The organism is Ilumatobacter nonamiensis YM16-303, from assembly GCF_000350145.1.
Lineage (GTDB): Bacteria > Actinomycetota > Acidimicrobiia > Acidimicrobiales > Ilumatobacteraceae > Ilumatobacter_A > Ilumatobacter_A nonamiensis.
Genome location: NZ_BAOL01000003.1, coordinates 55,347 through 79,669, shown reverse-complemented (window position 1 = coordinate 79,669; position 24,323 = coordinate 55,347). Strand labels below are relative to the sequence as shown.

The window sequence follows — 24,323 nt, the reverse complement described above, 5'->3', positions numbered from 1 at the left end:
GCTCCGTGCGCGAACTGTTCACGAGAACGCGGATCGGTCAGCGGATCGGCGCCAACGCGGCGCGACCGCGGTATTCCGCCGAGTCGCCGAGCATCTGCTCGATCCGCAGCAGTTGGTTGTACTTGGCGACGCGATCGGACCGTGCGGGAGCGCCGGTCTTGATCTGACCGCAGTTGGTGGCGACCGCGAGATCGGCGATCGTGGCGTCCTCGGTCTCGCCCGAGCGGTGGCTCATGACCGACGTGTACGCGTGGCGCGTCGCCAAGTCGACCGTGTTGAGCGTTTCGGTGAGCGAGCCGATCTGGTTCACCTTGATGAGGATCGAGTTGGCGACGGACCGATCGATGCCGGTGCGGAGCCGGTCGACGGTGGTGACGAACAGGTCGTCGCCGACGAGCTGGACGCGATCGCCGACCGCTGCGGTGAGCGTCGCCCAGCCGTCCCAGTCGTTCTCGTCCATCGCGTCCTCGATCGACACGATCGGGTACGAGTCGACCAGGCGGGTCCAGTAGGCCGACATCTCGCTCGGCGACAGGACCTTGCCCTCGCCCTTCAACTGGTACGAACCGTCGTCGAAGATCTCCGAGACCGCCGGGTCGAGGGCGATCGCGATGTCGTCGCCCGGCGTGAATCCGGCCTTCCCGATCGCCTCGACGAGCACCTTGATCGCCTCCTCGTTGGAGTCGAGGTTCGGGGCGAACCCGCCCTCGTCGCCCACCGCGGTGGACAACCCGCGCTCGGCGATCACGCCCTTCAGAACGTGGTACGTCTCGGTTCCCCAGCGCAGAGCCTCGGAGAAGCTCGGAGCACCGACCGGCATGATCATGAACTCCTGGAAGTCGATGGAGTTGTCGGCGTGGACGCCGCCGTTGATCACGTTCATCATCGGGACCGGCAGGACATGGGCGTTGGGGCCGCCGACGTACTGGTACAGCGGCACGTCGAGCTCGATCGCCGACGCCTTCGCCACCGCGAGGCTCGTCCCGAGGATGGCGTTGGCTCCGAGGCGGGCCTTGTTGTCGGTGCCGTCCAGGTCGAGCATCACCTGGTCGATCAGTCGCTGGTCGAGTGCGTCGTAGCCGATCAGCTCATCGGAGATCTCGTCGTTGACGAAGCCGACGGCGGCGAGCACGCCCTTGCCGCCGTAGCGGTCGCCCCCGTCGCGCAACTCGACGGCTTCGTGTTCGCCCGTCGACGCGCCGGATGGCACGGCCGCCCGGCCTTGCGCTCCCGAGTCGAGGAGGACCTCGACTTCGACGGTCGGGTTCCCGCGGCTGTCCAGGATCTCGCGGCCGTTGATTCCGATGATCTCACTCATACCCGAGGAACGTAGTGGATTCGGCGCTCCCAGGTTCGGGCTCCTTGCGGGCAATGGTCACTTCGTCCGGTGCCGAGGCCAGCACGTTGCGGATGTAGGGCTCGAGCGCGTCTTCGAGCGGTACGTCGGCACCACTCTGCTCCGACAGGAACCAACGGTGTTCGAGCAGTTGGTGGTAGATCTCCGCGCCCTCGAGCTTGGAGAACAGTTCCGGTGGGATCTGGGCCATCAGCGGCTCGAACCGATCGTCGAGCCACCGGACAGCGATGACGTTCTCCGGCAGGTTGCGCACGGGCGCACCCCCGTAGCCCGTGGACTCTCCGGCGTCGATACGCGCGTGGCGTTCCTTGTTCAGCGTGTGTCCGAACGAGCGGATGTCGTCGAGCAGTCGGCGGGCCTGGTTCTCGGTGGTCTCCAGACCGGTCAGGTGGCGCAACCGCTCGGAGTGGAACCCGTGTTCGACGACGCGTGGGATGTAGCGCAGCCGCCCGCCGTCGACCTCGTCCACGATGTCCATCTCCTCGACGTCGAAACCGAGATCGTGCAGACGCTCGATGCGCCGTTGCACGGTGCGCGTGGCGACGTCGCGGTCCAGTTCCTCCGGTGCCGTCAGCTCGTCCCAGAGACGGCCGTAGCGCTCCTCGATCTGCAGTGCGACGTCCATCGGATCGATGTCCGAGCGGAGTCGGCCACCCGCTTGGAGGTCGAACAGACCACCGGCGACGTTCTCCGTCGCGACCTGCAGGTCGAGGCGACGCTGACCGTCGGACAGTTGGTCGAACTTCTCGCCGGTCTCCATGTCGATGACGTAGGCCGACAGTGCACCGGCATCGCGCCGGAAGAGGGTGTTCGACAGCGAGCAGTCGCCCCAGAAGAACCCGGCGAGGTGCAGGCGGACGAGCAGCACGACCAGCGAATCGAGGACGCGTTCGCCGAGGTAGGGGATCGTCAGGCCGCGACCGGCGAGCAGGGTCCGATACGGAAGCGAGTAGTCGATGTGGCGGGTGACCAACAGCCCGTCGACGCTGTCGGGTTTCTCGGTGACCGCAGCAACGACTTCGGCGGTCGGGAGTCCGAGTTCGTCGAGCTCGCGGAGCAGCCGGTACTCGCGCTGGACGAGGTTGTCGGGGAGCTCCTTGATGACGTAGCTCGTTCCGTCGAGTTCGATCAGGCGCACCACGTGGCGGTGTAGGCCGAGCACCCCGTGCATGTGCGGTCGGTCCCAGTCCGCCAAGCGCTCGGCAAACGGCAGTTGCCCGATGTTCGGGTGTGCCGACGGATTCGCGATCTGCAGACGCATCGACCCATTGTGTCGCGCTGTCGATCAGGTCGACGCGGTCACGACGGTTTCGACGCGGCCTTGACCTTGTCCCACAGTGCGTCCAGGACGGCGAGCTCGCTGGCGCGCAAATCGATCTCGCGCTCGCGAGCGAGTACTTCGACCGCTTCGAACCGGCGACGGAACTTGTCGGACGCACTGCGCAAGGCGAATTCGGGGTCGACGCCGACGTGGCGCGCGACGTTGACGGTCGCGAAGAGCAGATCTCCCAATTCGGCGGTGGTCTCGGCAGCGTCAGCGGTGTCGATGGCGTCGGACAACTCGCGGGTTTCCTCGTGGATCTTCTCGAACGCTCCGGCCGCATCGGGCCAGTCGAAGCCGACCTTCGACGCCTTGCCGCCGACCTTGGCGGCGTAGGCGAGCGCCGGGAGCGATCGGGGGATGCCGTCGAACACCGATGTTCGACCCTTCTCGGCGCGCTTGATCTCATCCCAGTTGCTGAGGACTTCGTCGGTGCCGCTGACCGCCACATCGGCGAAGACGTGCGGGTGGCGGCGGACGAGCTTGTCGTGGATGCCGTCAGCGACATCTGCGATCGTGAACCGACCTTCCTGCTCGGCGATCACGGCATGGAACTCGATCTGGTACAGCAGATCGCCGAGTTCCTCGATCAGGTCGTCGTCGGCGGTGGCTTCGTCGCGATCGGGATCGGACAGAGCCTGGAGCGCGTCGACGACTTCGTAGGTTTCCTCGATCAGGTACGGGATCAGCGTCTCATGCGTCTGTTCGACGTCCCACGGGCAGCGCTCGCGCAGTGTGCGGGTGAGCTCGTGGAACCGGACGTAGTGGCGCCCGACCGGTGCGTCGAGCCGCGGCACGTAGAGCGATGTGAGGTGATCGGCGTCGATCGCACGGTCCATCTCGGCCCACGTCGTCTCGACGATCTGTTCATCAGGCGTCCCGAGCGCGTGGAGCAACGTAACGGGTTCGTCGCCGGTCGCGTCGTCGGCGGCCAACTTGATCTCGCTCAGCACCCAGTTCGCGTGGGTGTGTGCCACGAGCAGCGGGCCGACGTCCCCGGCAGCACCGCTGGAGAACTCGTGACCATCCACGAGACGCACTCCGGACTCGACGGGATCGATGCCGAGCCGGGCCCACGCCACATCGAGGAACGACATGGCGGGCCGGATGTCGAGGCGCGCTCCGGCATCGTCGGATCGTTCGCGAAGCAACCGGACGGTGCGTTCCAGGACCAGCGGAGACCCGGGCACGGCGTACAGGATCTCGCCGTGCTCCTGGGCGTCGGTGACCAGCCGCTCGGTCAGTTGGGCATAGACGTCGTCGAAGGTGTCGGCGGCCTCGTACAGGTCGTCGTGTGCGACTGCGCCGCCCGCGGCGTCGGCCAGAAGGTGTGCCGACGGGTGGACCGCCGTGCGGAGGTGCCGGCGGTCGATGCGGTCGATCAGCGTGAGCGTCTCCGCGGTGACGTGTTCGACGCCGCCGGGACCCAGCCCGACGATGACGATCGTCGGCTGAGGATCGGGAGGAGCCATGCGGCGATCTCGGTGTCAGCCGAGGGGGACGACGGAACCGGTGTCCCGGTCGAACGTGCCGTAGCGAGAATCGACGTGAACGTCGATGTCGTCGAGGACGAGACCGACTCCGCCGGTCTGCCGGATGAGGTCGAGAACCGCCTCCAGATCCTGTTCGGGCAGGTCCTCCGGGGGCGAGTAGGCGATCAACAACCCGGCGTCGTCTCCATCGGCTGTCGCGCTCGACGCGGTGGCGACCGGGTTCGACGCGTTGACGCTGAGGAGAGCTCGGATCTCGTTCGACGGCTCGCTTCCCGGAGTGACGACTTGGTTGATGTCGAAGCATCCGGCCTCGCCGGCGACGGCGCCCAGGTCCGGGTCGGTGTTCAGCTCCTCGAAAACGGTCGCGAATTCTTCGCCGGAGTCGAGTCGGTCGGCGGCCTCCTCGGCGCCGTCGAGGGATGGAGCGACGAGCAGTCGAGCGCAGACCACGCCGGACGCTTCCAGGCCCCGCCGGTACAGCGCGAACAGGTCCTCCTCGGGAATCTCCTGGAGAAGGTCGGTGCTGAACAATCCTTCCTCGACCGCCGTCGACTCGATCCAGCCCGAGATCGCGGCACGGGCGACGTTGAGGTCGTCGCGCTGATCCTCCGGTACCTCCTGCTCGTCGAGGAGGTCGTCGAGCTCGTCGCTGGACAACTCGACGGACTCGACCCGCGCGACCGCGTCGTTGTCGGAGAACGTGGAGCATCCGGCCGTCAGCGCTGCCGCGGTGAGCGGGAGCAGGATCGTCATCAATCGGCGATTCACCCGCAGCACGCTATCCGGGTCCGCTCGCGTCGCCGGATTCCACCGCAACCAACCCGATCCTCCGCCCACCGGCCCGTGCCTCCTCGCCGCGCGCGTCCCCCTCGGCCTGCGCCGGAGAAATTTCGAGCGATCGTGACGCTGACCGTCCGGATCCCTCGAAATTTCTCGCGGGTCGAGGCTCGCCCGAGCGAACTTCGTCGGATCGCCACCGTGGCGGTCACGATCGCTCGAAATTTCACCGAGGGGGCGGGTGGGCAACGCGGGCAGGGAAGCGGGGTGGCGGGTGGTGGGCCGCACGCGCGAGCGATGGACAGGGTCGCGCCGGAACGCCGACGGTCAGGCCGGGACGAGGTCGCGGAGGAACTGGACGAGGTACGTCGCTGGATCCTGGCGGCGGGGGAGAGGCACCACGAGCTGGTCGAGGTCTTCTTTGTACTTGGCACCCTTGGAGAGCCGCCGCAGGCGGATCGTCGCGCTCATCGGCAGGTCGATCGGCTGGATCCGCGCATCGCTGGAGGTGATCTGCAGATCCGTGACCCCGAGTCGGTGGCATTCCGCTCGCAGATAGCCCACCTGCAGGAGTGCCTCGGCCGGTGCGGGGAGCGGCCCGTAGCGGTCCTCCCATTCGGTGCGGATGTCGTCGACCTGCGCTTCGGTCGTGACGTCGGCGAGACGGCGGTAGGCCTCCAACCGCAGCTCCTCCTTCTCGACGTAGTCGTCGGGAAGGAACGAGTCGGTCGGAACGTCGAGCTTGATCTCGGCGGGCTGATTCGGGAGCGGTTCACCCTTCATCTCGCTGACCGCCTCCGTGACCATCTGGCAGTAGAGGTCGTAGCCGACGGCCGCGATGTGACCGGATTGCGACTCTCCGAGCAACGAGCCGGCGCCACGGATCTCGAGGTCGCGCATCGCGATCTTGAACCCGGAACCGAGTTCGGTCGACTCGCCGATCGTGCGGAGTCGTTCGTACGCCTCCTCGGTGAGGACCTTGTCCTGCGGGTGGAACAGGTAGGCATACGCCCGCTGACCCGACCGACCGACGCGACCCCGGATCTGGTGCATCTGACCCAACCCGAGCAGGTCGGCACGCTCGACGACCATGGTGTTCACCGCGGGCATGTCGATACCCGATTCGATGATCGTGGTGCACACGAGCACGTCGAACTCGCCGTCCCAGAAGTCCTGGACGACCTGCTCGAGCGAACCCTCGTCCATCTGCCCATGGGCGATCGCGATGCGCGCTTCGGGCACGAGTTGGCGCAGCCGTTGCGCGCTGGTCTCGATCGAACGGACCCGGTTGTGGACCCAGAAGACCTGGCCCTCGCGGAGCAGTTCGCGGCGGATCGCCTCGACCGCGACGCGCTCGTCGTACTCGCCGACATAGGTGAGGATCGGCTGCCGCTCGGCCGGCGGAGTCTGCAGGAGCGACAGGTCGCGGATCCCGACCAGGCTCATCTCGAGCGTGCGCGGGATCGGCGTGGCGGAGAGTGTGAGGACGTCGACGTTCGTCTTCATCCGCTTCATCTTCTCCTTGTGCTGCACCCCGAACCGTTGCTCCTCGTCGACGACGAGCAGGCCGAGGTCCTTGAAGTGGATGTCGGCGGCGAGCAGGCGGTGCGTGCCGATCACGCAGTCGATCTCGCCCGACTTGACCTCCTGGATCACCTTCTTGGCCTGCGCTGGAGTGAGGAAGCGAGAGAGCACCTCGACGCGGATCGGGTAGCCGGCGAAGCGGTCGGCGAACGTGTTGCCGTGCTGGGTGGCGAGGAGGGTCGTCGGCGCGAGCACCGCGACCTGCTTGCCGTCCTGGATCGCCTTGAACGCCGCCCGGATCGCGATCTCGGTCTTGCCGAAGCCGACGTCGCCGCACACGAGACGGTCCATCGGGAACTCGCGTTCCATGTCGGACTTGATGTCGACGATCGCCTTGTGCTGGTCCGGAGTCTCGACGAACGGAAACGCTTCCTCCATCTCCGCCTGCCACGGCGTGTCCTGAGCGAACTGGTGCCCCTCCGCGGTGACCCGCTGCTGGTAGAGCAGCACGAGTTCCTGCGCCACCTGGCGGACCTCGGACTTGACCTTGCTCTTGGTCTTGGCGAAGTCGGAACCACCGAGCTTGTTCATCTTCGGCGCTTCGCCGCCGACGTACTGGCGGATCGTGTCGATCTGGTCGGACGGGATGTAGAGCTTGTCGCCGCCCTTGTAGGCGACGAGCAGGTAGTCGCGCTCGACGCCGCCGATCGCCCGCTTGACCATTCCTTCGTACTGACCGACGCCGTGCTGGTGGTGGACGACGTAGCTCCCGGTCTTGAGGTCCTCGAAGGTGCTGGCGGTTTCGCCACGTTTGCGAGAGCGGGCCTTGCGGTGGGCGCGTCGACGGCCCGTGAGGTCGGACTCCGCGACGATCGCGACCTTCGCGTTCGGCAACGTCGCACCCCGGTGCAGGGGCGCGATGATGATCGACCCTCCCGGAGCGATGTCCGCGTCACCGGCCGAGAGCTTGAAATCGAGACCCTGATCGAGGAGGAGCGACTTGAGTCGGCGGGCCGAGCCGTCGCCGTCGGCGGCGACGACGACGCGGTAGTCGTCGGCCAGGAGATCGCGGAGTCGGTCGGTCAAGGCGGAGCCGTCGCCGACGACCGGGCCCCATCCCATGGCTTCGACCACGGGCGTGTCCGGCGATTCGGGTGTCGAGTCGATCGACCAGAAGGAACCCGCGGCAGCGAGCAGGACGTCGGGATCCGCGTGGAGCCTCGGAAACGTCTTGTCCGGGTCGCGCGCCCACGTCGACGCGAGAGTCCGGGCCAGATCGTCCTCTTCGGCGATCAGATCGGCTGCGCGGTCGCGCATCCGGCGTGGTTCGACGAGGACGACCTTCGCGTTGTCCGGAAGGACGTCGGTGATGAGCGTGTCGGCGCCCTCGTCGACGAGCCAGGGGAGCCAGGACTCCATGCCGTCGAAGTGGTGTCCCTCGGCCAGCCGTTCCCATTGCTCGCGACCCCACGGTTCGGTCTCGACGAGCGCTTCAGCCCGCTCGCGGACCTCCGAGGTCGGTGTGAGCTCGCGAGCGGGGAAGATCCGCGCCTCGTCGAGGTCGGTGGTGGAGCGTTGATCGTTCACGCTGAACCGAGTGAGCCGGTCGACCTCGTCACCCCACAGGTCGATGCGGATCGGGGCGTCGGCACGGGCGGGGTAGACATCGACGATTGCTCCACGGCGGGCGAACTCGCCGCGATGTTCGACGACCTCCTCGCGTCGGTAGCCGAAGCTCACGAGCTGCTCGGCGAGCTGGTCGGGGTCGACCTCTCCACCCGGCCGGACGACCACGGGTTCGACGTCGAGCGCTCCGGGGCCGAGCTTCTGCAGGAGTCCGCGTACCCCGGCGACGATCACCTTCGGGCAGGTCTTGGGGTCGCGGAGCCGCCACAGCACGTCGAGGCGTTGGCCCATGGTCTCCACGTTGGGGCTGACGCGCTCGAACGGCAGCGTCTCCCAGCCGGGGAACAGCGCCAGTTCGTCCTCGTCGAGGAACTGGCCGAGGTCGTCGTGCAGTTGGCGCGCCATGGTGCCCGTGGGGCAGGCGACGAGCAACGGACGGCGGTTCGAGAGCTGTGCGAGGGCGGCGATCGAGATCGGACGGGCGACCTCGACGACGGCGAGGCGCGCATCCGGTTCGCCGAGGGCACGGGTGAGGCCCGGCTCCTCACGGAGCAGCGGTGCGAGCGAGCGGAGCGGTGCATCGGTTGCCGACGGTGAGGCGGACTCGTCCGCTTCGGGGGCGCTGGGTCGGTCGTCGCGCGCGACCGATCGGAGTTCGTCGTGGCGCAGGTCGGTCACGCCAGCCATTGAACCACCCGATCTCGTGAACTGTTCCGGCGCTCCGTACGCGAACTGTTCACGAGAACACGAGGGCCAGCGTCACGAGCGCGAGTTGTAGCGCTGCATCGCCGCGTCGACGCCATCCGCGATGATCATCTCGACCGCGTCGGCGGCGTCAGCGATCGTGGTGTCGAGCAGTTCGCGCTGGCGTTTCGGGATCTTCGCGAGGACGTGGACCTTGCCGACGTGCGCGCTGTCGGGCTTCCCGACACCGATCCTCACTCGCAGATAGTCCTGGGTCTTCAGGTGCTGCGTGATCGAGCGGAGTCCGTTGTGGCCGGCGAGGCCGCCGCCCGCCTTGATCTTGAGCGTTCCGGGTGGGAGATCCAGTTCGTCCTGGATCACGATGATCTGCTCGGGAGATTCGATGCGGAACCGTCGCACGAGCGCACCGACGGCTCGACCGGACTCGTTCATGAACGTGATCGGGAACGCCAGCGCCGTTCGCTCGTCGGCGCCATCGGCTCCGGGAAATCGTGTCTCCGCGAGCAGCGCGTTGTCGCGCCCGCCCTTCAGCGTCACGCCGCGACGCTCTGCGAGGAGTCGGAGCGCGTCCTCGCCCACGTTGTGTCGCGTGTTCGCGTACTTCTCGCCCGGATTGCCGAGTCCGACGACGAGCCAGTCGAACGGCGCACCTTTGCCCTCGCGTCCGAACAGACCCATCAGTCGTCGACCGACCCGAAAACGACACGATCCGACGCGCCGGACGCGTCGGATCGTGCAGGTGTGCGGAGGGTTGTCACTCGCCCGATTCGTCGGCCGGGGCAGCGTCGTCGCCCTCGGCCTCGCCGCCCTCTTCGCCTTCGCTCTCCGCCAACAGTGCGGCTGCTTCGGCTTCGGCGGCTTCCTCGTCGAGGACCGGCGTACGCATGATGCCGACCGTGACGACGGTCGTCTCGGGATCGTGCGTGGCGGTGGCGCCGGACGGGATCGACAGGTCGGCGATCGTGATGGTCGAGTCCATGTCCATCTCGGACACGTCGAACACGATCTCGTCCGGGATGTTCCGCGGGGTTGCCGACACTTCGAGGTCGTTCATGATCTGATCGATGAAGCCGTTGTTGTCGTTGACTTCCTTGGCGGTGCCGGTCAGGTGGATCGGGACGTTCACGATGATCTCTTCGTTCAGGTTGACCTGGATGAAGTCGATGTGCTCGATCGTGAGGCGCACGGGATGGCGCTGCGCGTCCTTGATGATCGACGGGTACATCTCACCGTCGATCGTGAGGTCGAGGATCGTGTTGAGCCCGGAGCTGCCGGAGAGCGCGGCGCGGAGTTCGCGACGGTCGACGGAGATGCTCAGTGGGTCCATGCCCTGGCCGTACACGACGGCGGGGATCTGGCCGTCGTTGCGGAGGCGTCGCGAGGAGGAGCTTCCGGTTGCCCGGCCGGTGTTTGCGTTGAGGATGGTCTCGGTCATGATGTGGTGTCCAAACGTGTGCGGCGGGTGCCTGGCGAATCAGGTCATCGTCAAGTGCCACCGGTCGAAATACAGCAGCGAGCAACGCTATCGCCCCCGCATCCCACCTCAACCGCTGCCGACGCCGAGAGGCTGTCGCCACCTGCGCACCCTCCGCCTCGTCCCGTTGCCGTCGCCTCCGCCTGCCGCGCCGCCGCCCCCTCCGTGCAATTCTCGCCGCCCCCTCCGTGCAATTTTCGTGGGATCGGGACCGGTGGCGTCCAGTTCGCTCGAGATTCACACGCGCCGCGCTCACTCGTAGAGAAATTTCGTGGGATCAGGACCGGGCTGGGTCACGATCGCACGAAATTTCGGTCCGAGTGGGGGAGAGGAGCGGGAGGTCGGATGGGCGCGAATCGTGCGCGGTTCCGGGGATGGTCCGGCCGAGCAGCGCTGCCCGCTGCTCGTAGGCGCGGCGGATCAGTTCCGCTGCCTGGCGAGGATCCCGCCGGAGCGACTCGTCGAGCGGGATGGTCTCCCAGCCGATGGCGAGTGCCCCGAGCACGCGCGCATTGTCGCGTCGCATGGCGTCGTCACCGCCGTGCCACCAGCTGTGACCAGGTTCGACGCACAGGCGGAGATCGGGCCACGCCATGTCGACGCGGATCTGCTGGCCGGATGGAAGATCGAGCCGATGCTGCCGAGTCGGTTCAGGGAGGCCGACGTCGTGCAGCGCCGCGAGCAGGTCGAGTTCGAGGCCGCTCTCGGCCGGACGCTCCTGTTGAAGAGCGATCTTGAGCCAGCGTTCCATGCGGAGCGTGCCGTCCTTTCCCTGTCGGCGATACTTCCGCAGGTAGCTCGCCGCGGACCGTGGCGAGACCAGCCGGAGGTGCCAACAATCCTCTGCGGCGCGCTGGAAACTCCGGTCGTCGAGCCGTGCGGCCAGGTCGTACAGCATGCGATGAGGCTCGGCGACGGTTGCGCCGCCAGCGAGGTGTCGGCGGTGTCGGTGTGCGTCGTACCACGTCGTCGAGCGCACCTCGACCCACTGCGGAAGTCCCGGTCGATCGCCTGCGGGAACGGTGGCGCAGATCGGATGCCGGGACATCTCCCGGAGTCCGTGGAGTCGACCGGCGGTGGTGCCGGAGAGGAATCCTCGGTCTGCGAGGTGCAGTGACACAGCGATCGCGCGCGACAGGAAGGTGTCCGGCGAGGACGCGATTCGGATCGTTCGGGACGTGACATCGATGACCAGGCTGTGCCGCCGCGCTCGGCTGAGTTGACGGTTCGAACAACCGAGTTCACCGAGTTGTGAACGACTGACGATGCCGAACTGCTGAGCGGCGACCTGGAGAAGTGCGGAATGGATCACGCCAACACACGGGGTCGTCAGCGCCCCGAAACCGGAAGGCTCACTCGTCGCTCAGAAATTTCGAGCGATCGGGACGCTCAGCGTCTCGATCCCACGAAGTTCCTACGAAGGGACGTTGCGCCGCGGAGAATCTCGAGCGATCGAGACGGGAAACGTCCTGATCCCACGAAATTTGCTCGGGAGGCATTTGCTCGGGAGGCATTTGCTCAGGAGGCATTTGCTCGGGAGGAATCGGTCGGGTCGCGACGGGTGGGCCGCGACGGGTGGACGCGGGCGAGTGCGGAGCGGCGGGGGACCGATCGGGCCGCACGGGGTCGCGGCGGCGGGGCCGGTCAGGCGAGGTTTTCGCCGTCGAAGATGTCGCTGACGCTGGTGTCGTCGAAGACGGCGCCGAGCGCTTCGGCGATCAGTGGCGCGACCGACAGCACCTCGACGTTCGGGAGCTGTTTCTCGGGTGGAAGCGGCAGGGAGTTGGTGAGCACCAGTCGCTCGACGGGAGCGTTCTTCAGTCGGTCGACGGCCGGACCGGACAGGACGCCGTGCGTCGCCATGGCCCACACTTCCTTCGCTCCACGCTTCTTCAACAGTTCCGCCGCGGCGACGATCGTGCCGCCGGTGTCGATCATGTCGTCGGTGAGCACGCATGTCCGTCCGGCGACGTCACCCATCACCTCGGCAGCTTCGGCCACGTTGGTCGAGCCCTTCGGACGACGCTTGTAGATGAACGCCAGGTCGGCGCCGCAGTCGACGAGGTGCTGCGCCATGCGCTCGGCGACCTTGATGCGGCCGGCATCGGGCGACACGATCACCGGTTCGGAAGCGTTCTCGCGCACGTACTGCTCGAGCACGGGCATCGCCGTCAGATGATCGACCGGGCCGTCGAAGAACCCCTGGATCTGACCCGAGTGGAGATCGATCGAGATCATCCGCTTCGCGCCGGCTTCCTTGAACATGTCCGCGATGAGGCGCGCCGTGATCGGTTCGCGCCCAGCAGCCTTGCGGTCCTGGCGGGCGTATCCGTAGAACGGGCAGACCGCGGTGATCCGCTTGGCGGATGCACGCGAGGCGGCGTCGATCATGATCATGTGCTCCATGATCGAGTCGTTGACCGAACGGCCGTCGACCCCGAAGTGGGTCTGCATGACGAACACGTCGGTTCCGCGCACCGACTCGCCGAAGCTGCAGCGGACCTCACCGTTCGCGAACTCGACGAGGTTGTCGTGTCCGAGTTCGATGTTGAGATGCGTCGCCACCTCCTGTGCAAGAGCCGGATGCGTACGCCCCGTGTAAAGCGCGAGTCGCTTGGTGGTGACCTTTTCCATGTGGTGGTGATCCTCCCGCGGTCACGTCGACCGGCGTTTCGACGGTCAGTCTGCGCGCGCAGTGTAGAACGGGCCGGTCGTCGATTCCGACGCCACGGACGAGCCCGCTGGTAGATGGGCGTACGGGCCGACGACGGCACCCTGTCCGATGTCGGCGTCCTGGCCGACGGTCTGGGCAACCTGCGCATCGGCCGCGACCGCGCAGTCGACCAGTTGGACGTCCGGGCCGATTTCGCAGCCGTCACCGATCACGGTCGATCCCTGCAGCATCGTCCCGGGGTAGATCGTGACGTCGCGCCCGATCGAGACGTTGACGTCGATGAACGTCTGCCTCGGATCGAGCATCGTCACGCCGTTCAGCAGCCAGCGGCGGTTGGTCCGACTCCGCAGCTCCCGCTCGGCCTTCGCGAGCTGCCAGCGATCGTTGACGCCTTGGGTCTCGGCGGCCGGAGCGCGCACGCACCCGACCCGGTGGCCCATCGAGGCGAGCACCGAGATGACGTCGGTCAGGTAGTACTCGCCCTGCACGTTGTCGGTGGTGAGGGTCCGCAGCGCCGGGCCGAGCAGGTCGCGCCGGAACGCGTAGATCGACGTACACACCTCGCGCACGTCGAGTTCATCGGGTGTGGCGTCGCGCTGTTCGACGATCCGGAGCACCTGACCGTCCTTCTGGCGGATCACCCGGCCGTAGCCGGTCGGATCGTCCATCTTCGACGTGAGCATGGTCGCCGCGTTCTCGTTCGCGACGTGGGTCGCGACGAGTTCGTCGAGCGTTTCCGGTCGGAGCAACGGGGCGTCGCCAGGGAGGATGACGATCGTCGTGTCGTCGTCGTAGTCGTCTCCGTCGAAGGCGGTCATGCCGATCGCGGCAGCGTCGCCCGTGCCGTTCTGTTCGACCTGCTCGACGAAGGCGACGTTCGCCCAGGTCGGCGACCGCTCCTGGACCTTCTTGGTGACCTGCTCGGCACCGTGTCCGACGACGATCGCCGTGCGCTCCGGCGTGAGCTTCTCCAGCGCGTGGATGACATGGAGGATCATCGCGCGGCCGCAGATCATGTGCAGCGGCTTGGGTCGACTGGAGCGCATTCGCGTCCCTTCGCCGGCTGCGAGCACGATGGCCGAGACGCTCATACCTACGAGGCTACTGGCGGGTCAGCGCGCGAGAACACGGCTTCACCGAACGTTCCCGGGAGAGGAATCGAACCCCTATTCTCGGCACCAAAAACCGCTGTCTTACCGTTAGACGACCCGGGATGGGCGTGCTGGCCAGGCGTCACGGTAGCGGCGCGTGGCGCCACTGGCGACGCCCGATAGTCTGGCTCGCCTTATGGGTTCTCTGATCAAGAAGCGCCGCAAGCGCATGCGGAAGAAGAAGCACAAGAAGATGCTTCGCCGCACGCGTCACCAGCGTCGCAAGTAGCAAACATTCGCATCGTCACGGAGTCAGCGGTTCGGCCGTTGTCGTCGTGACCACCACCCGAGCGCCCTCGTCGACCAAGTCGCCGAGGGCGTTGTCGCGCTCGTCGGGCGTGAGCTCGCGTTCGGTGAACCACGTTGCGCCGCTCCCGGCGAGGACCGGTGGCTCACCGATGCGTTGTGCGATGAGGTCGCGCCACCGGGTCATGAGTGGTTCGACGGCGAGCGCCGCCGGCTCCAGGTCGTTCGGGCCGTCGCTCGTTGGGCCGCCGAGTGCGTCCCAGGCTCGATAGACGTCGGGCGTCGACATCCGCAGCGGTGGGATGATCAGCGTGATCTCGCGTTCGATCGGGTCGAGCGGCTCCACCGTTTCGCCGATGCCGCTGACCCGAGCCCGTCCGCCGACCAGGCAGAACGGGATGTCGGCGCCGACTCGTGAAGCCGCGCGCAGCGAGTCGGGATCCGTCCCGAACCCCGCCCAGTGCAACACCGCCGCCGCGTCGGTCGATCCGCCACCGAGCCCTCCGCCGTGGGGAATCCGCTTGTCGATCGTGACCTTCGCCGTCCGGTCGACGAGGTCGAGCGCGCGCCACACGAGATTCGTCCGGTCGGTCGGCACGCCGTCGGCGAACGGTCCGCTCGCCTCGACACCTTCGGCAGCGGGGTCGATCGTGAGCACGTCGTGCAGATCGAGACTCACCATCTCGGCGTCGATGAGGTGGTAGCCGTCGTCGCGGACTCCGACGACTCGCAACGTTCGAGTCAGTTTGGCGTGAGCCCGGATCCGGGCCGCGCTGCTGTCCGGAGGTGACGTCATCGGTTGGCGACCGTGTGGGTGAGGCGGACCCAGGCGTCGACGTCGAGGTTCTCGGGCCGGTCGGTCGGTGCAACCTCGGCGTCGTGGAACTGGGATTCGGTGACCACGCCAGCGAGCGACTTGCGGAGCATCTTCCTGCGCTGGCCGAACGCGGTTCGAACGAGGTCGAAGAGTCGGACCGGATCGACCGTCGGTGGTTCGCGGCGGGTGATCTCGACCAACGCGGACTCGACGTTGGGCGCCGGGAGGAACACGGTCGCGGGAACGAATCCGACGATCTGCGCTCGTCCCCAGAACGCTGCCTTCACACTGACGGCGCCATACGCCTTGGATCCGGGTGCGGCCGCGAAGCGTTCGGCGACCTCGCGTTGGACCATGACCAGCAGGCGCGTCACCTGTGGGACGTCGTCGAGGATGTCGCACACGAGCGGAGTGCCGACGTTGTACGGCAGATTGGCGACCAGCGTCCAGCCACCGTCGACACCCGGGTCGAGGAGCGCGTTCCAGTCGGCTTCCATCGCGTCGGCTTCGACGACCGCGACGTTGTCCACGCCGGCGTCCGCCACGATGTCGCGCAACACGGGAACGACACCTCGGTCGACCTCGATCGCGGTCACCGAGGCGCCGGTCTCGGCGAGCGCGAGCGTCAACGATCCGAGGCCGGCACCGACTTCGACGACGTGGTCGGACAGCCCGACGCGGGCGAGTTCGGCGATCCGCCGGACCGTGTTCGGGTCGACGACGAAGTTCTGTCCCAGGTCGCGACGCGGGGCGAGGCCGTGGTCGTCGAGCAGCGAGCGGACAGCGGGGCGGGAGTGGGTCACCGAGTGCGTCCGGTCACTGCTTCACTGGTCACTGGGTCACCTCGACGGTGATCGGGGCTTCCGTCGGGTCGGCGAGGCGGGTGAACGTGTCGGTGTGCAGGACGATGTCGGCGACCTGCGATTCCGGGGGTTGACCGGTGAAGCACGTGACCGTTCGGCCGTTGTCGAGATTCCTGACGGTGACCGTGAGACCGGCGCCGATCTCGCTGAGCAGGCAGGTCCGAACTCCGGGCACGTTGCCGCGATAGCTGGCGCTCAGCTGGAGGGGCGCCGTGTCCGGTTGTTCCGGCACGGCGATCTCGTTGACGCCGGGATTGGCGTCTCCGACGGGGCCCGTCAGGAAGGTGGGGTCGTCGTCGGTCAGCTCCAGCGGCGGTCGGTTCGAGTTGCTGTCGACCTCGATGGCGACCTGATCGGTCGCAACGGCCTCGTCGTCGGTCGTCTCGGCATTCTCACGCTGGCTGAAGAAGTAGATCGCGGGGAGCGCGATGAGCGTGAGCAGGCCCAACAGCAGGAACCGGCGTCGATCGATGTCTTCGTATGCCATGGTGATTCCTCGCTCCGCAGCGTACCGCTCGGCCGTCTCGGCGACCGGGCAGCGTCACGTGTCACCAACCCCGCAACGGAACCGGACGAGCCTGGTCGAGAATCAGGCGACCGAGGTCAGGCGACCGCCGAAGGCCTCGTGTGTCGCGTCGACCGTGCGAGCTGCGAAGTCGGCCACCGGCTCGTCGCGGAGGTCGGCGAGGAACTGACCGACGTGCGGGACCCACGCGGGCCGGTTCTTCTTCCCGCGGTACGGCACGGGCGCGAGGTACGGGCTGTCGGTTTCGACGAGCAGTTTCTCCGACGGACACAGTGCGGCGGCTTCCTGGACGTCTTTCGCCGAGTTGAACGTGACGATGCCGGAGAACGACAGGTAGATCCCGCGTTCGAGTCCACGGGCGGCCGCGTCGGGTCCACCGGTGAAGCAATGGAAGATCGTGCGTTCCGGGACGCCCTCGGAGTCGAGGATCTCGAACGTCTCGTCCCATGCGTCACGGGTGTGGATGACGAGCGTGAGGTCGTGTTCGTGGGCGAGGGCGATGTGCTCGGCGAACACGGTGCGTTGCGCGTCCCGCGGCGAGTGCTCGTAGTAGTAGTCGAGTCCCGCCTCGCCGATCGCGACGATGCCGTCGGTGTCGAGCAGGTCGACGATCGAACTGGTCCCGTTGGTCGCCTCGTGCGGATGGACCCCCACGGTTGCGAAGACGTTGTCGTGGCGAGCCGCGACCTCGATCGCTGCCAGTGACGTCGCCCGATCGCACCCGACGGTGACGAGGATGTCGACGCCCATCTCGTCCGCTGCGGCGACGGCGCCGTCCGGTCCGTCGGGAATCCGCTCGTCGTGGATGTGGCAGTGCGAGTCGATGTAGCGCGGAGTCACAGCTTGATCCGGGGGAAGAGCGGATCGCCCTTCACGACGTCGGCACCGCCCGGGTAGCCGCCCCATGTGACGGCGTCGGGGAGATGCTGGTCCGCGACCTGGCCGGGCATCCCGATCCGTTCCCACACGGTTTGTGCGGTGTCGGGGATCGCGGGGGAGGAGAGGATCGCGACGATCCGGAGTGCTTCGAGCGCGTCGCCCATCACCCGGTCGACGTCCGGTCCGGGATCGGCCTTCCAGGGCTCGTTCTGCTCGAGGTGTGCGTTCGTTGCACGGATAAGCCCCCATGTCGCATCGAGGGCGCGGCTCGGCTGGAGTTCGGCCCATTGCGCGGCCGATTCGGTGTAGGCGGTCTCGGCCGCGGCGGAGAGCGGGCTGTCCGGGTCGGGTGCAGGACCGACGCCGTCGCACTTCTTGGCGACGACCGTTGCGACGCGCGCGGCGAGGTTGCCGAGGTTGTTCGCGAGATCGGAGTTGTAGCGGGCGACGAGACCCTCGTAGGTGAAGTCGCCGTCGCTGCCGTAGGGGGTCTCGGCCAGCACGTAGTAGCGGAACCCGTCGAGTCCGATGTCGTCGATGAGATCGAGGGGGTTGACGACGTTGCCCGACGTCTTCGACATCTTCTCGCCACCGACGAGCAGCCACCCACCGATCGCCCAACGCTTCGGGAGTTCGACCCCTGCAGACATCAGCATCGCGGGCCAGTACACGCAGTGTTGGCGGACGATGTCCTTGCCGATCAGGTGAATCGCCGGCCACCAGTCCTCGTAGTCCTGATCGTCGGAGCCGAAGCCGACCGCCGCGAGGTAGTTGGTGAGCGCGTCGAACCAGACGTAGGTGACGTGTTTCGGATCCCACGGGAGCGGGATGCCCCATTCGAGCGAGGTGCGGCTGATCGAGAAGTCACGCAGGCCACTGCGGATCAGACCGAGCGCCTCGTTGCCACGGTGCTCGGGCGTCATCGCCGTCGGATGCTTGGCGTACCAGTCGAGCAGGCGGTCCTGGAACCGGCTGAGGCGGAAGAAGTAGTTCTCCTCCTCGAAGTACTCGACCGGCCGCTGGTGGATCGGGCACAGTTCCCCCTCGCCGGCCACACCCTCGGCCGAGACGAGTTCGTCGTCGGAGTAGTACTCCTCACAAGCGACGCAGTACTTGCCGGCGAACGTGTCGAGTTCGATGTCGCCGGCGTCGTAGCAACGCTGGAGCAGCTCGGCGACGGCGACCTTGTGACGGGGTTCGGTGGTGCGGATGAAGTCGTCGTTCGCGATGTTCAGCTTGTCCCAGGCGGCGGCGAACTTCGGCGCGATGTCGTCGGTGAACGCCTGCGGCGAGACGCCGGCCGCCTCGGCGGCCTGCTGGATCTTGAGGCCGTGCTCGTCGGTGCCGGTGAGGAACTTGGTCGGTGCGCCGGTCAAGCGGCTCCATCGCGTGATCGCGTCGCCGATGATCGTGGTGTACGCGTGTCCGAGGTGAGGCTCCGCGTTCACGTAGTAGATCGGTGTCGTCACATACGTCGAGCTCACGGCCTGCACGCTACTGGCCGACGTCGTCCCCCGACTCGGAGGAAAATGTGCGCTGTTGCCCGTCGCCGATGAACACTTTCGACGACGCCGATGTCACATCGCCGGGGCTGGGAGCCGCATCGGTCGGTTGCGTACGGTTCCCCGGCGTGAGCCTCTTCGCCGATGCAACCGCTGTCCGTCCGATCGGGGAGGGACGCTTTGCCGCCGTCGTGCACGAAGGTTGGGACATCGGCGGCAACGCGAACGGCGGCTACCTGTTGGCGATCGCGACCCGAGCGATGGCGGACGTCGTGGGTCGGCCGCCGCTGACGATCACGGCCCACTATCTCCGACCGGCACCCGCGGGAGCATGCGAGATCGACGTGTCGATCGTCCGGTCCGGCCGCCGCCTCGCCACCGCAACAGCGACCTTGTCGATGGATGGCAAACCGACGCTGCGGCTGCTCGGATCGTTCGCCGAGCAGACCCCGGGTGGCCCACGCGCTCGGATGAACGATCCCGTCGACCTGCCGGCGTACGAGGACTGCGTTGCCGCGCCCGCGCCGACCGAGGGACCGCTTCCGGCGCTGATGGAGAAGATCGACGTTCGGCTCCGCCCGTCGGACGGGGGATTCCGCAGCGGGAATCCGTCGGGGCGCGCCGAGATCAGCGGATGGTTCGCCCTGGCCGACGACGAACCGATCGATGCCATCGGACTGATGCTCGTCGCCGATGCATTTCCTCCGCCGGTGTTCAACTCCGGTCTCCCGGTCGCGTGGGTACCCACGGTCGAACTGACCGTTCACGTCCGCGGCGTCCCCGCGCCCGGACCGCTCCGGTGCTCGTTCCGGTCGCGGTTCATCCACGACGGATTGCTGGACGAGGAGGGCGAGGTCTGGGACTCCGCCGGTGAGCTCGTCTGTCAGTCCCGCCAGCTCGCGTTGATGCCCCGGGCGTGACGCGAGCGCTGATCGGTCTCAGCGCCGGAACACGCCGGCCCGCTTGCCCCGGTTGACCTGGGTGCCCAGGGCGAAGCCACCGATTCCGATTCCCACGGTCGCGACCCCCGACAACGTTCGGCGGATCACCGACTTCGTGCGTTGGCTGAAGATCACGATCGGCCAGCCGTTGCGTCGGGCGTAGCGTTCGAGCTTCGAGTCGGGATTGACCGCGACGGGGTGGCCGACCGACTCCAACATCGGCAGGTCGCTCGCCGAGTCGCTGTAGGCGTAGCTCTGGCCGAGGTCGTAGCTGTTCCACGACGCCACCGCCTGCATTGCCTCGACCTTGCCCTCGCCGTAGCAGAACGGACCGTCGAGTTCGCCCGTGTAGAGCCCGTCCTCGACCTGGCTCCGGGTGCCGATCCCGCCGGTCATGCCCAGCGCGTGGGCGAGAGGCTCCACGATCTCCTGTGGTGCCGCCGAGACGATGAACGTGTCGCGCCCGGCGCGACCGTGACGCTCGAGGAGACGCTTCGCTTCCGGACGAACGCGCTGGATCAGTCGGGGCAGGATCTCGGCATTGAGCGCCTGGAGATCGGCCTTGCGGAGGCCGGTGACCGCGCCGAGAATTCGCTTGCGGACCTCGTCGCTCGTGTCGTCGCTCGCGCCGAACAGTTTGAAGGCGATCGCGCTTCCGGCGTCGCGCACGAACTCGTGCGTCGGGATGAATCCGACCTTGCGGGCCTGGATGGCGAGCGTGAACGCGGACGAGCCCGAGATCAGCGTTCGGTCGAGGTCGAAGAACGCCGCGCTCGGACCGCTGCTCGTGACGGAGACGTATTCACTCATCGGGTCCAGTGTGCCCGTTCATTCGGAGTCCGTCGTGTCGACTGCGGGTGAGACGTTCGTCTCCTGTTCCAGGGCGAGTTGATACACCTCGCGTTTGCGACGTCCGGTGGCGGCGGTGATCTTCGCCACGGCATCGCGAGTCGAGGCGCCGCCGGCGAGCGCGTTTCGGAGCTCGCGTCGGACGTGGTCGTCGGAGGCATCGACGACCGCCGTTGCCGCTCCACCGACGACGATCACGTATTCACCTCGCGGTTCGCCCAGGTCGACCGTGCCGAGCGTGCCGCGAATCGTCTCCTCGTGCAGCTTCGTCAGCTCGCGGGAGATCGAGACCGGACGGTCGGCACCGCACGCAGCGGTGAGCTCGGCGAGGGTGCGCTGCACGCGGTGCGGAGCCTCGTACAGCACGACGGTGCGGTGTTCCGTCGCGATCGCGTCGATGCGCTCCGATCTCTCGCGACCCTTTCGTGGGAGGAACCCCTCGTAGACGTGGCGACCGCTCGGAAGGCCGCTGATCGTGACCGCCATCGTCGCGGCAGTGGGTCCGGGGACCGCGCTCACGTCGTGACCGGCCGTGACGGCGGCGGCCACGAGAAGCTCCCCAGGGTCGGAGATGCCGGGGCTTCCCGCATCGCTGACGACGGCGACATCGCCACCGGAGCCGAGCGTGTCGAGTACCTGCGCGACCAGGTCGAACTCGGTGTGTTCGTTGCACACCGCGAGGCGCTTCGCTCGAATTCCGGCGTGCTGCAGGAGCTTGCCGGTGCGGCGGGTGTCCTCGCAGCACACGAGTTCCGCGGTGCTCAGGACTTCGATCGCTCGCGGCGCGAGGTCGCCGAGGTTCCCGATCGGTGTGGCGACGAGCCACAGCGTGCTCATCGGTCGTCGCGCACTTCGATGGTGTCGCCGACGTGGACACCCCATCGAGCGAATGCCCCGGCTTCGGCCTCGATGACCCGTCGGGCCCTGGGCACGGGGAGGCCGACGCGTTGGCGCGGCATCTGCACGGTGCGGATCACGAGGTCGTCCTCGTCGAGGAACGCGACGTCGATCGGGAATCGCATGCCGATGGTGTGGACCCAACGGCATCGATCGAGGACGATCGCACCATCGAGGGAGTCCCGGCCGAGCAGACCCTTGCGTCGGGCGGACCGGGAGGAGGCGCACTCGGCCGACGCCAGCACTCGTGCCTCGCTGACCAGCCATGCCATGTGCACGAGCATGGCACGCCCGACCCGCGGAGCGAACGTTTCAGACGTTGAAGCGGAACTCCATCACGTCGCCGTCCTGGCCGATGTAGTCCTTGCCCTCGACGCGCATCTTGCCGACCTCCTTGGCCTTGGTCCACGACCCGAGCTCGAGCAATTGGTCCCACTGGATCACCTCGGCCTTGATGAAACCGCGCTGGAAGTCGGTGTGGATCCTGCCGGCGCACTCCGGTGCGGTCGACCCCTCGTAGAACGTCCACGCCCGGGACTCCTGCTCGCCCGTGGTCAGGTACGTCCGCAGTCCGAGCAGGTGATACGCGCTGCGGACCATCCGGAACAGAGCGCCTTCGCCGAGCCCGAATCCCTCCAGGATCTCGGCGCGCTCCTCGGGATCGGTGATCGCCGCGGCTTCCGCCTCGAGTTGGACGCACATCCCGATGATCTCGACGTTGTCGCCGGCGTTGTTGAACTCGGCGGCCACTCGAGCTTCGTGTTCGGGGATCGCGTCGAGGTCGTCCTCGCCGACGTTCACGACGACGAGGACGCGTCGGTTCGTGAGGAGGAAGTACGGCTGAAGCGCCTCGCGCACGTCGTCGCTCAGGCCTGCCCGATACAGCGGGAGACCGTCGGCGAGGGCGTCGTAGGCAGCTTGCAGTGCCTCGGTTTCGTCGACCATCGACTTGTCGAGCTTGGCCGCGCGCTTGGTCTGGTGCAGGCGCTTCTCGACGGTTTCGAGGTCGGCGAGCGCGAGCTCGATCTCGACGATGCGCAGGTGTTCGAGCGGGTCGGACGGTCCGACGATGTCGTCGTTGACGAACGCTCGGAGGACGAACACGATCGCGTCGACCTCGCGGATGTTGGCGAGGAACTTGTTGCCCAGACCTTCACCGGTGCTCGCGCCCTCCACGAGACCGCCGATGTCGACCACCTCCACTTGGGCGTGGATCGTCTTCCTCGACTCCGACATGGCGGAGAGACGGTCGACGCGCTCGTCGGGAACCATCGCCACACCGATGTTCGGGTCCTTGGTCGCGAACGGGTACGGCGCGGCGAGCGCCCCGCCCCCGGTCAGCGCGTTGTAGAGCGAGCTCTTGCCCGCGTTGGGGAGGCCGACCAATCCGAAGCGTTCCATGCAGCGGGGAGGCTACCGACGTCGCTCCGCCACGAGCCCCGCTCGATCGTGGTGACCTGCCGCCGTTCTCGTCGCGCCTCTTCTCGGCGATCTTGCTTCTCGTCGCGTCTCTGCCCGGGTCGCGGGTCGATTCGCAACGAGAACTGAGGTCCGATGAGAAACGGCGCGACGCGAATGGCCCCGATCGTGCGCCGAGGCGCGACGAGAACGGACGAAACGATGGCCCCAGGCTCGGTCAGGCGGCATCGGGGGCGGGGATGTCGACCCATCGTTCGACCGCGCGGCGGATGTGCGCGGCGACGTCGCTCGGACGGGTCGTGATCTTGCGATAGGTGAATCGGAGCACGATCCAGCCGTGGGCGGCGAACTCGGCGTCGTTGTCGCGATCGCGCTCGAACTGGTCACGTGCTCGACCGTGGTAGCGCCACCCGTCGCACTCGATGACGATCGGTGTGCCGACCACGCGGAAGTCGACCTCTCGACCGCCGACGAAGGGATGGAACTCGATGGGCGGAAGTCCGTATGCCGACACGAGCCGTCGCATCGCTGGTTCCAACACGGAATCGGCCGGCTTCGCGTCGATCGCCCAGTCGTCGAGTGCCGATCGGAGCGCAGTGACTCCGGCGCGTCCGCGGCGAGCGTGTTGCTGCAGCACGGTCTCGATCGCAGCGATGGAAGCGAGGTCGTTGGTGAGTGCATGGCCAACCGCTCCATGGACGTCGTCGGCCGCGACGGCACCGAGATCGAGCAGGGTCCGGAGGATCGAGGTGCACGAAATGTTGTCCTGGCGGTGCGGCTTGAGACGCATCAGGTCGGAGGGTCGGTGGACGACAACCCCATCGAGCCCGCGGATGTAGGTCGTCCGGTCACCCATTCGGGTCCGAGGAACGATCACGTCGACGGGCGGAGGATCGACCGTGGGGATTCCGTGCAGCAGGGCCGCCGAGCGGTGGGAGGCGAGCGCCCCGTCGCCTGCGGCGAGCACCGCCGCCGCGATCCGCTGGCGCGAGGTGTCCGCCGTTCCGACCAGTCGTGCAACGTTGCGGTGGATCGGAACGAATGTCCCGTTCGTCGTCGCCCGCTGCCATGAGGATGACGAGAGTTCGGTCTGGTGACGGGCCACGACCCCGTGTTGTCGTCGGGCGATGCGGTCGAGTGTGTCGAGCTTCATGCCCCACACACGGGGTCGTGACTCACCGGAACAGGAAACGGCATTGCGAACTTCGTTCCCGTCGCGCATCGGCCCGGAACCCGGGCGAGAGCGCGACCAGAACCGAGGCGCGACGAGAACGAAGTCGAG

The 24,323-nt window shown here is 67.2% G+C and carries 22 protein-coding genes and 1 tRNA gene; 2 read left to right on the top strand and 21 right to left on the bottom strand.

From position 1 onward, the window contains the following. Positions 1 to 37: 37 nt before the first annotated feature. The 11 genes from eno to ON45_RS00580 form a co-directional block, all read right to left on the bottom strand. Positions 38 to 1,318 (bottom strand): phosphopyruvate hydratase, encoded by a 1,281-nt coding sequence (gene eno, locus ON45_RS00630; RefSeq protein WP_040491026.1) that lies wholly within the window; start codon positions 1,316 to 1,318, stop codon positions 38 to 40. Next, positions 1,311 to 2,618 (bottom strand): DUF4032 domain-containing protein, encoded by a 1,308-nt coding sequence (locus tag ON45_RS00625; protein ID WP_040491025.1) that lies wholly within the window; start codon positions 2,616 to 2,618, stop codon positions 1,311 to 1,313. Before ON45_RS00625 ends, eno begins: the two co-directional genes overlap by 8 nt. A gap of 38 nt (positions 2,619 to 2,656) precedes the next feature. Next, complete coding sequence (gene mazG / locus ON45_RS00620; protein ID WP_040491024.1) at positions 2,657 to 4,150, bottom strand: nucleoside triphosphate pyrophosphohydrolase; 1,494 nt, start codon at positions 4,148 to 4,150, stop codon at positions 2,657 to 2,659. A gap of 15 nt (positions 4,151 to 4,165) precedes the next feature. Next, a complete protein-coding gene (locus ON45_RS00615; protein ID WP_148288459.1) occupies positions 4,166 to 4,939 on the bottom strand; it encodes a hypothetical protein in 774 nt (257 codons plus the stop codon). A gap of 336 nt (positions 4,940 to 5,275) precedes the next feature. Continuing rightward, a complete protein-coding gene (mfd, locus tag ON45_RS00610; protein WP_241432122.1) occupies positions 5,276 to 8,776 on the bottom strand; it encodes a transcription-repair coupling factor in 3,501 nt (1,166 codons plus the stop codon). A gap of 81 nt (positions 8,777 to 8,857) precedes the next feature. Next, positions 8,858 to 9,481, bottom strand: a complete 624-nt coding sequence (gene pth / locus ON45_RS00605) for an aminoacyl-tRNA hydrolase (protein WP_040491022.1) — start codon at positions 9,479 to 9,481, stop codon at positions 8,858 to 8,860. A 76-nt stretch (positions 9,482 to 9,557) separates the two neighbouring features. Then, positions 9,558 to 10,238 (bottom strand): 50S ribosomal protein L25, encoded by a 681-nt coding sequence (locus tag ON45_RS00600; RefSeq protein WP_040491021.1) that lies wholly within the window; start codon positions 10,236 to 10,238, stop codon positions 9,558 to 9,560. 316 nt (positions 10,239 to 10,554) lie between these two features. Next, complete coding sequence (locus tag ON45_RS00595; RefSeq protein ID WP_040491020.1) at positions 10,555 to 11,589, bottom strand: putative endonuclease domain-containing protein; 1,035 nt, start codon at positions 11,587 to 11,589, stop codon at positions 10,555 to 10,557. Between the two features lie 332 nt (positions 11,590 to 11,921). Then, positions 11,922 to 12,911, bottom strand: coding sequence for a ribose-phosphate diphosphokinase (locus tag ON45_RS00590; RefSeq protein WP_040491019.1), 990 nt, complete (start codon positions 12,909 to 12,911; stop codon positions 11,922 to 11,924). 45 nt (positions 12,912 to 12,956) lie between these two features. Further along, positions 12,957 to 14,042, bottom strand: coding sequence for a bifunctional UDP-N-acetylglucosamine diphosphorylase/glucosamine-1-phosphate N-acetyltransferase GlmU (locus ON45_RS00585; protein ID WP_051062175.1), 1,086 nt, complete (start codon positions 14,040 to 14,042; stop codon positions 12,957 to 12,959). 52 nt (positions 14,043 to 14,094) lie between these two features. After that, positions 14,095 to 14,165 (bottom strand) — tRNA-Gln (locus ON45_RS00580). Positions 14,166 to 14,238: 73 nt separating this feature from the next. Here ON45_RS00580 and ON45_RS21985 point away from each other — a divergent pair. Then, on the top strand, positions 14,239 to 14,331 hold the full coding sequence (locus ON45_RS21985; protein WP_015442868.1) for a 30S ribosomal protein bS22: 93 nt from the start codon (positions 14,239 to 14,241) through the stop codon (positions 14,329 to 14,331). Between the two features lie 15 nt (positions 14,332 to 14,346). Here the strand turns inward: ON45_RS21985 and ON45_RS00575 are convergent, their stop codons facing one another. From ON45_RS00575 to metG, 5 genes are all read right to left on the bottom strand, one after another. Beyond that, positions 14,347 to 15,144, bottom strand: coding sequence for a 4-(cytidine 5'-diphospho)-2-C-methyl-D-erythritol kinase (locus tag ON45_RS00575; protein WP_040491018.1), 798 nt, complete (start codon positions 15,142 to 15,144; stop codon positions 14,347 to 14,349). Next, complete coding sequence (gene rsmA / locus ON45_RS00570) at positions 15,141 to 15,968, bottom strand: 16S rRNA (adenine(1518)-N(6)/adenine(1519)-N(6))-dimethyltransferase RsmA (protein ID WP_040491017.1); 828 nt, start codon at positions 15,966 to 15,968, stop codon at positions 15,141 to 15,143. The genes ON45_RS00575 and rsmA overlap by 4 nt, the downstream gene beginning before the upstream one ends. Positions 15,969 to 15,996: 28 nt before the next feature. Next, positions 15,997 to 16,515 carry a hypothetical protein gene (locus ON45_RS00565; RefSeq protein ID WP_040491016.1) on the bottom strand — a complete coding sequence of 173 codons (519 nt, stop codon included), beginning with the start codon at positions 16,513 to 16,515 and terminating at the stop codon, positions 15,997 to 15,999. 102 nt (positions 16,516 to 16,617) lie between these two features. Then, positions 16,618 to 17,394, bottom strand: a complete 777-nt coding sequence (locus ON45_RS00560; RefSeq protein ID WP_051062174.1) for a TatD family hydrolase — start codon at positions 17,392 to 17,394, stop codon at positions 16,618 to 16,620. After that, the gene (gene metG / locus ON45_RS00555) at positions 17,391 to 18,917 is read right to left on the bottom strand and encodes a methionine--tRNA ligase (protein ID WP_051062179.1); all 1,527 of its coding nucleotides are present in this window, start codon (positions 18,915 to 18,917) and stop codon (positions 17,391 to 17,393) included. The genes ON45_RS00560 and metG overlap by 4 nt, the downstream gene beginning before the upstream one ends. 146 nt (positions 18,918 to 19,063) lie before the next feature. On the opposite strand from metG, the gene ON45_RS00550 reads away from it, so the two are divergent. After that, positions 19,064 to 19,855, top strand: coding sequence for a thioesterase family protein (locus tag ON45_RS00550; protein ID WP_040491049.1), 792 nt, complete (start codon positions 19,064 to 19,066; stop codon positions 19,853 to 19,855). A gap of 18 nt (positions 19,856 to 19,873) precedes the next feature. Here ON45_RS00550 and ON45_RS00545 read toward each other — a convergent pair whose 3' ends face one another. From ON45_RS00545 to ON45_RS00525, 5 genes are all read right to left on the bottom strand, one after another. Next, the gene (locus ON45_RS00545; RefSeq protein WP_051062173.1) at positions 19,874 to 20,686 is read right to left on the bottom strand and encodes an HAD family hydrolase; all 813 of its coding nucleotides are present in this window, start codon (positions 20,684 to 20,686) and stop codon (positions 19,874 to 19,876) included. Positions 20,687 to 20,704: 18 nt separating this feature from the next. Beyond that, positions 20,705 to 21,562, bottom strand: a complete 858-nt coding sequence (gene rsmI, locus ON45_RS00540; protein ID WP_040491014.1) for a 16S rRNA (cytidine(1402)-2'-O)-methyltransferase — start codon at positions 21,560 to 21,562, stop codon at positions 20,705 to 20,707. After that, the gene (locus ON45_RS00535) at positions 21,559 to 21,894 is read right to left on the bottom strand and encodes a DUF192 domain-containing protein (protein WP_040491047.1); all 336 of its coding nucleotides are present in this window, start codon (positions 21,892 to 21,894) and stop codon (positions 21,559 to 21,561) included. Before ON45_RS00535 ends, rsmI begins: the two co-directional genes overlap by 4 nt. A 40-nt stretch (positions 21,895 to 21,934) precedes the next feature. Beyond that, positions 21,935 to 23,023: a redox-regulated ATPase YchF gene (ychF, locus tag ON45_RS00530; protein ID WP_040491013.1), complete on the bottom strand. Its 1,089-nt coding sequence runs from the start codon at positions 23,021 to 23,023 to the stop codon at positions 21,935 to 21,937. A gap of 235 nt (positions 23,024 to 23,258) precedes the next feature. Next, on the bottom strand, positions 23,259 to 24,194 hold the full coding sequence (locus tag ON45_RS00525; RefSeq protein ID WP_040491012.1) for a DUF559 domain-containing protein: 936 nt from the start codon (positions 24,192 to 24,194) through the stop codon (positions 23,259 to 23,261). Between the last annotated feature and the right edge of the window lie 129 nt (positions 24,195 to 24,323).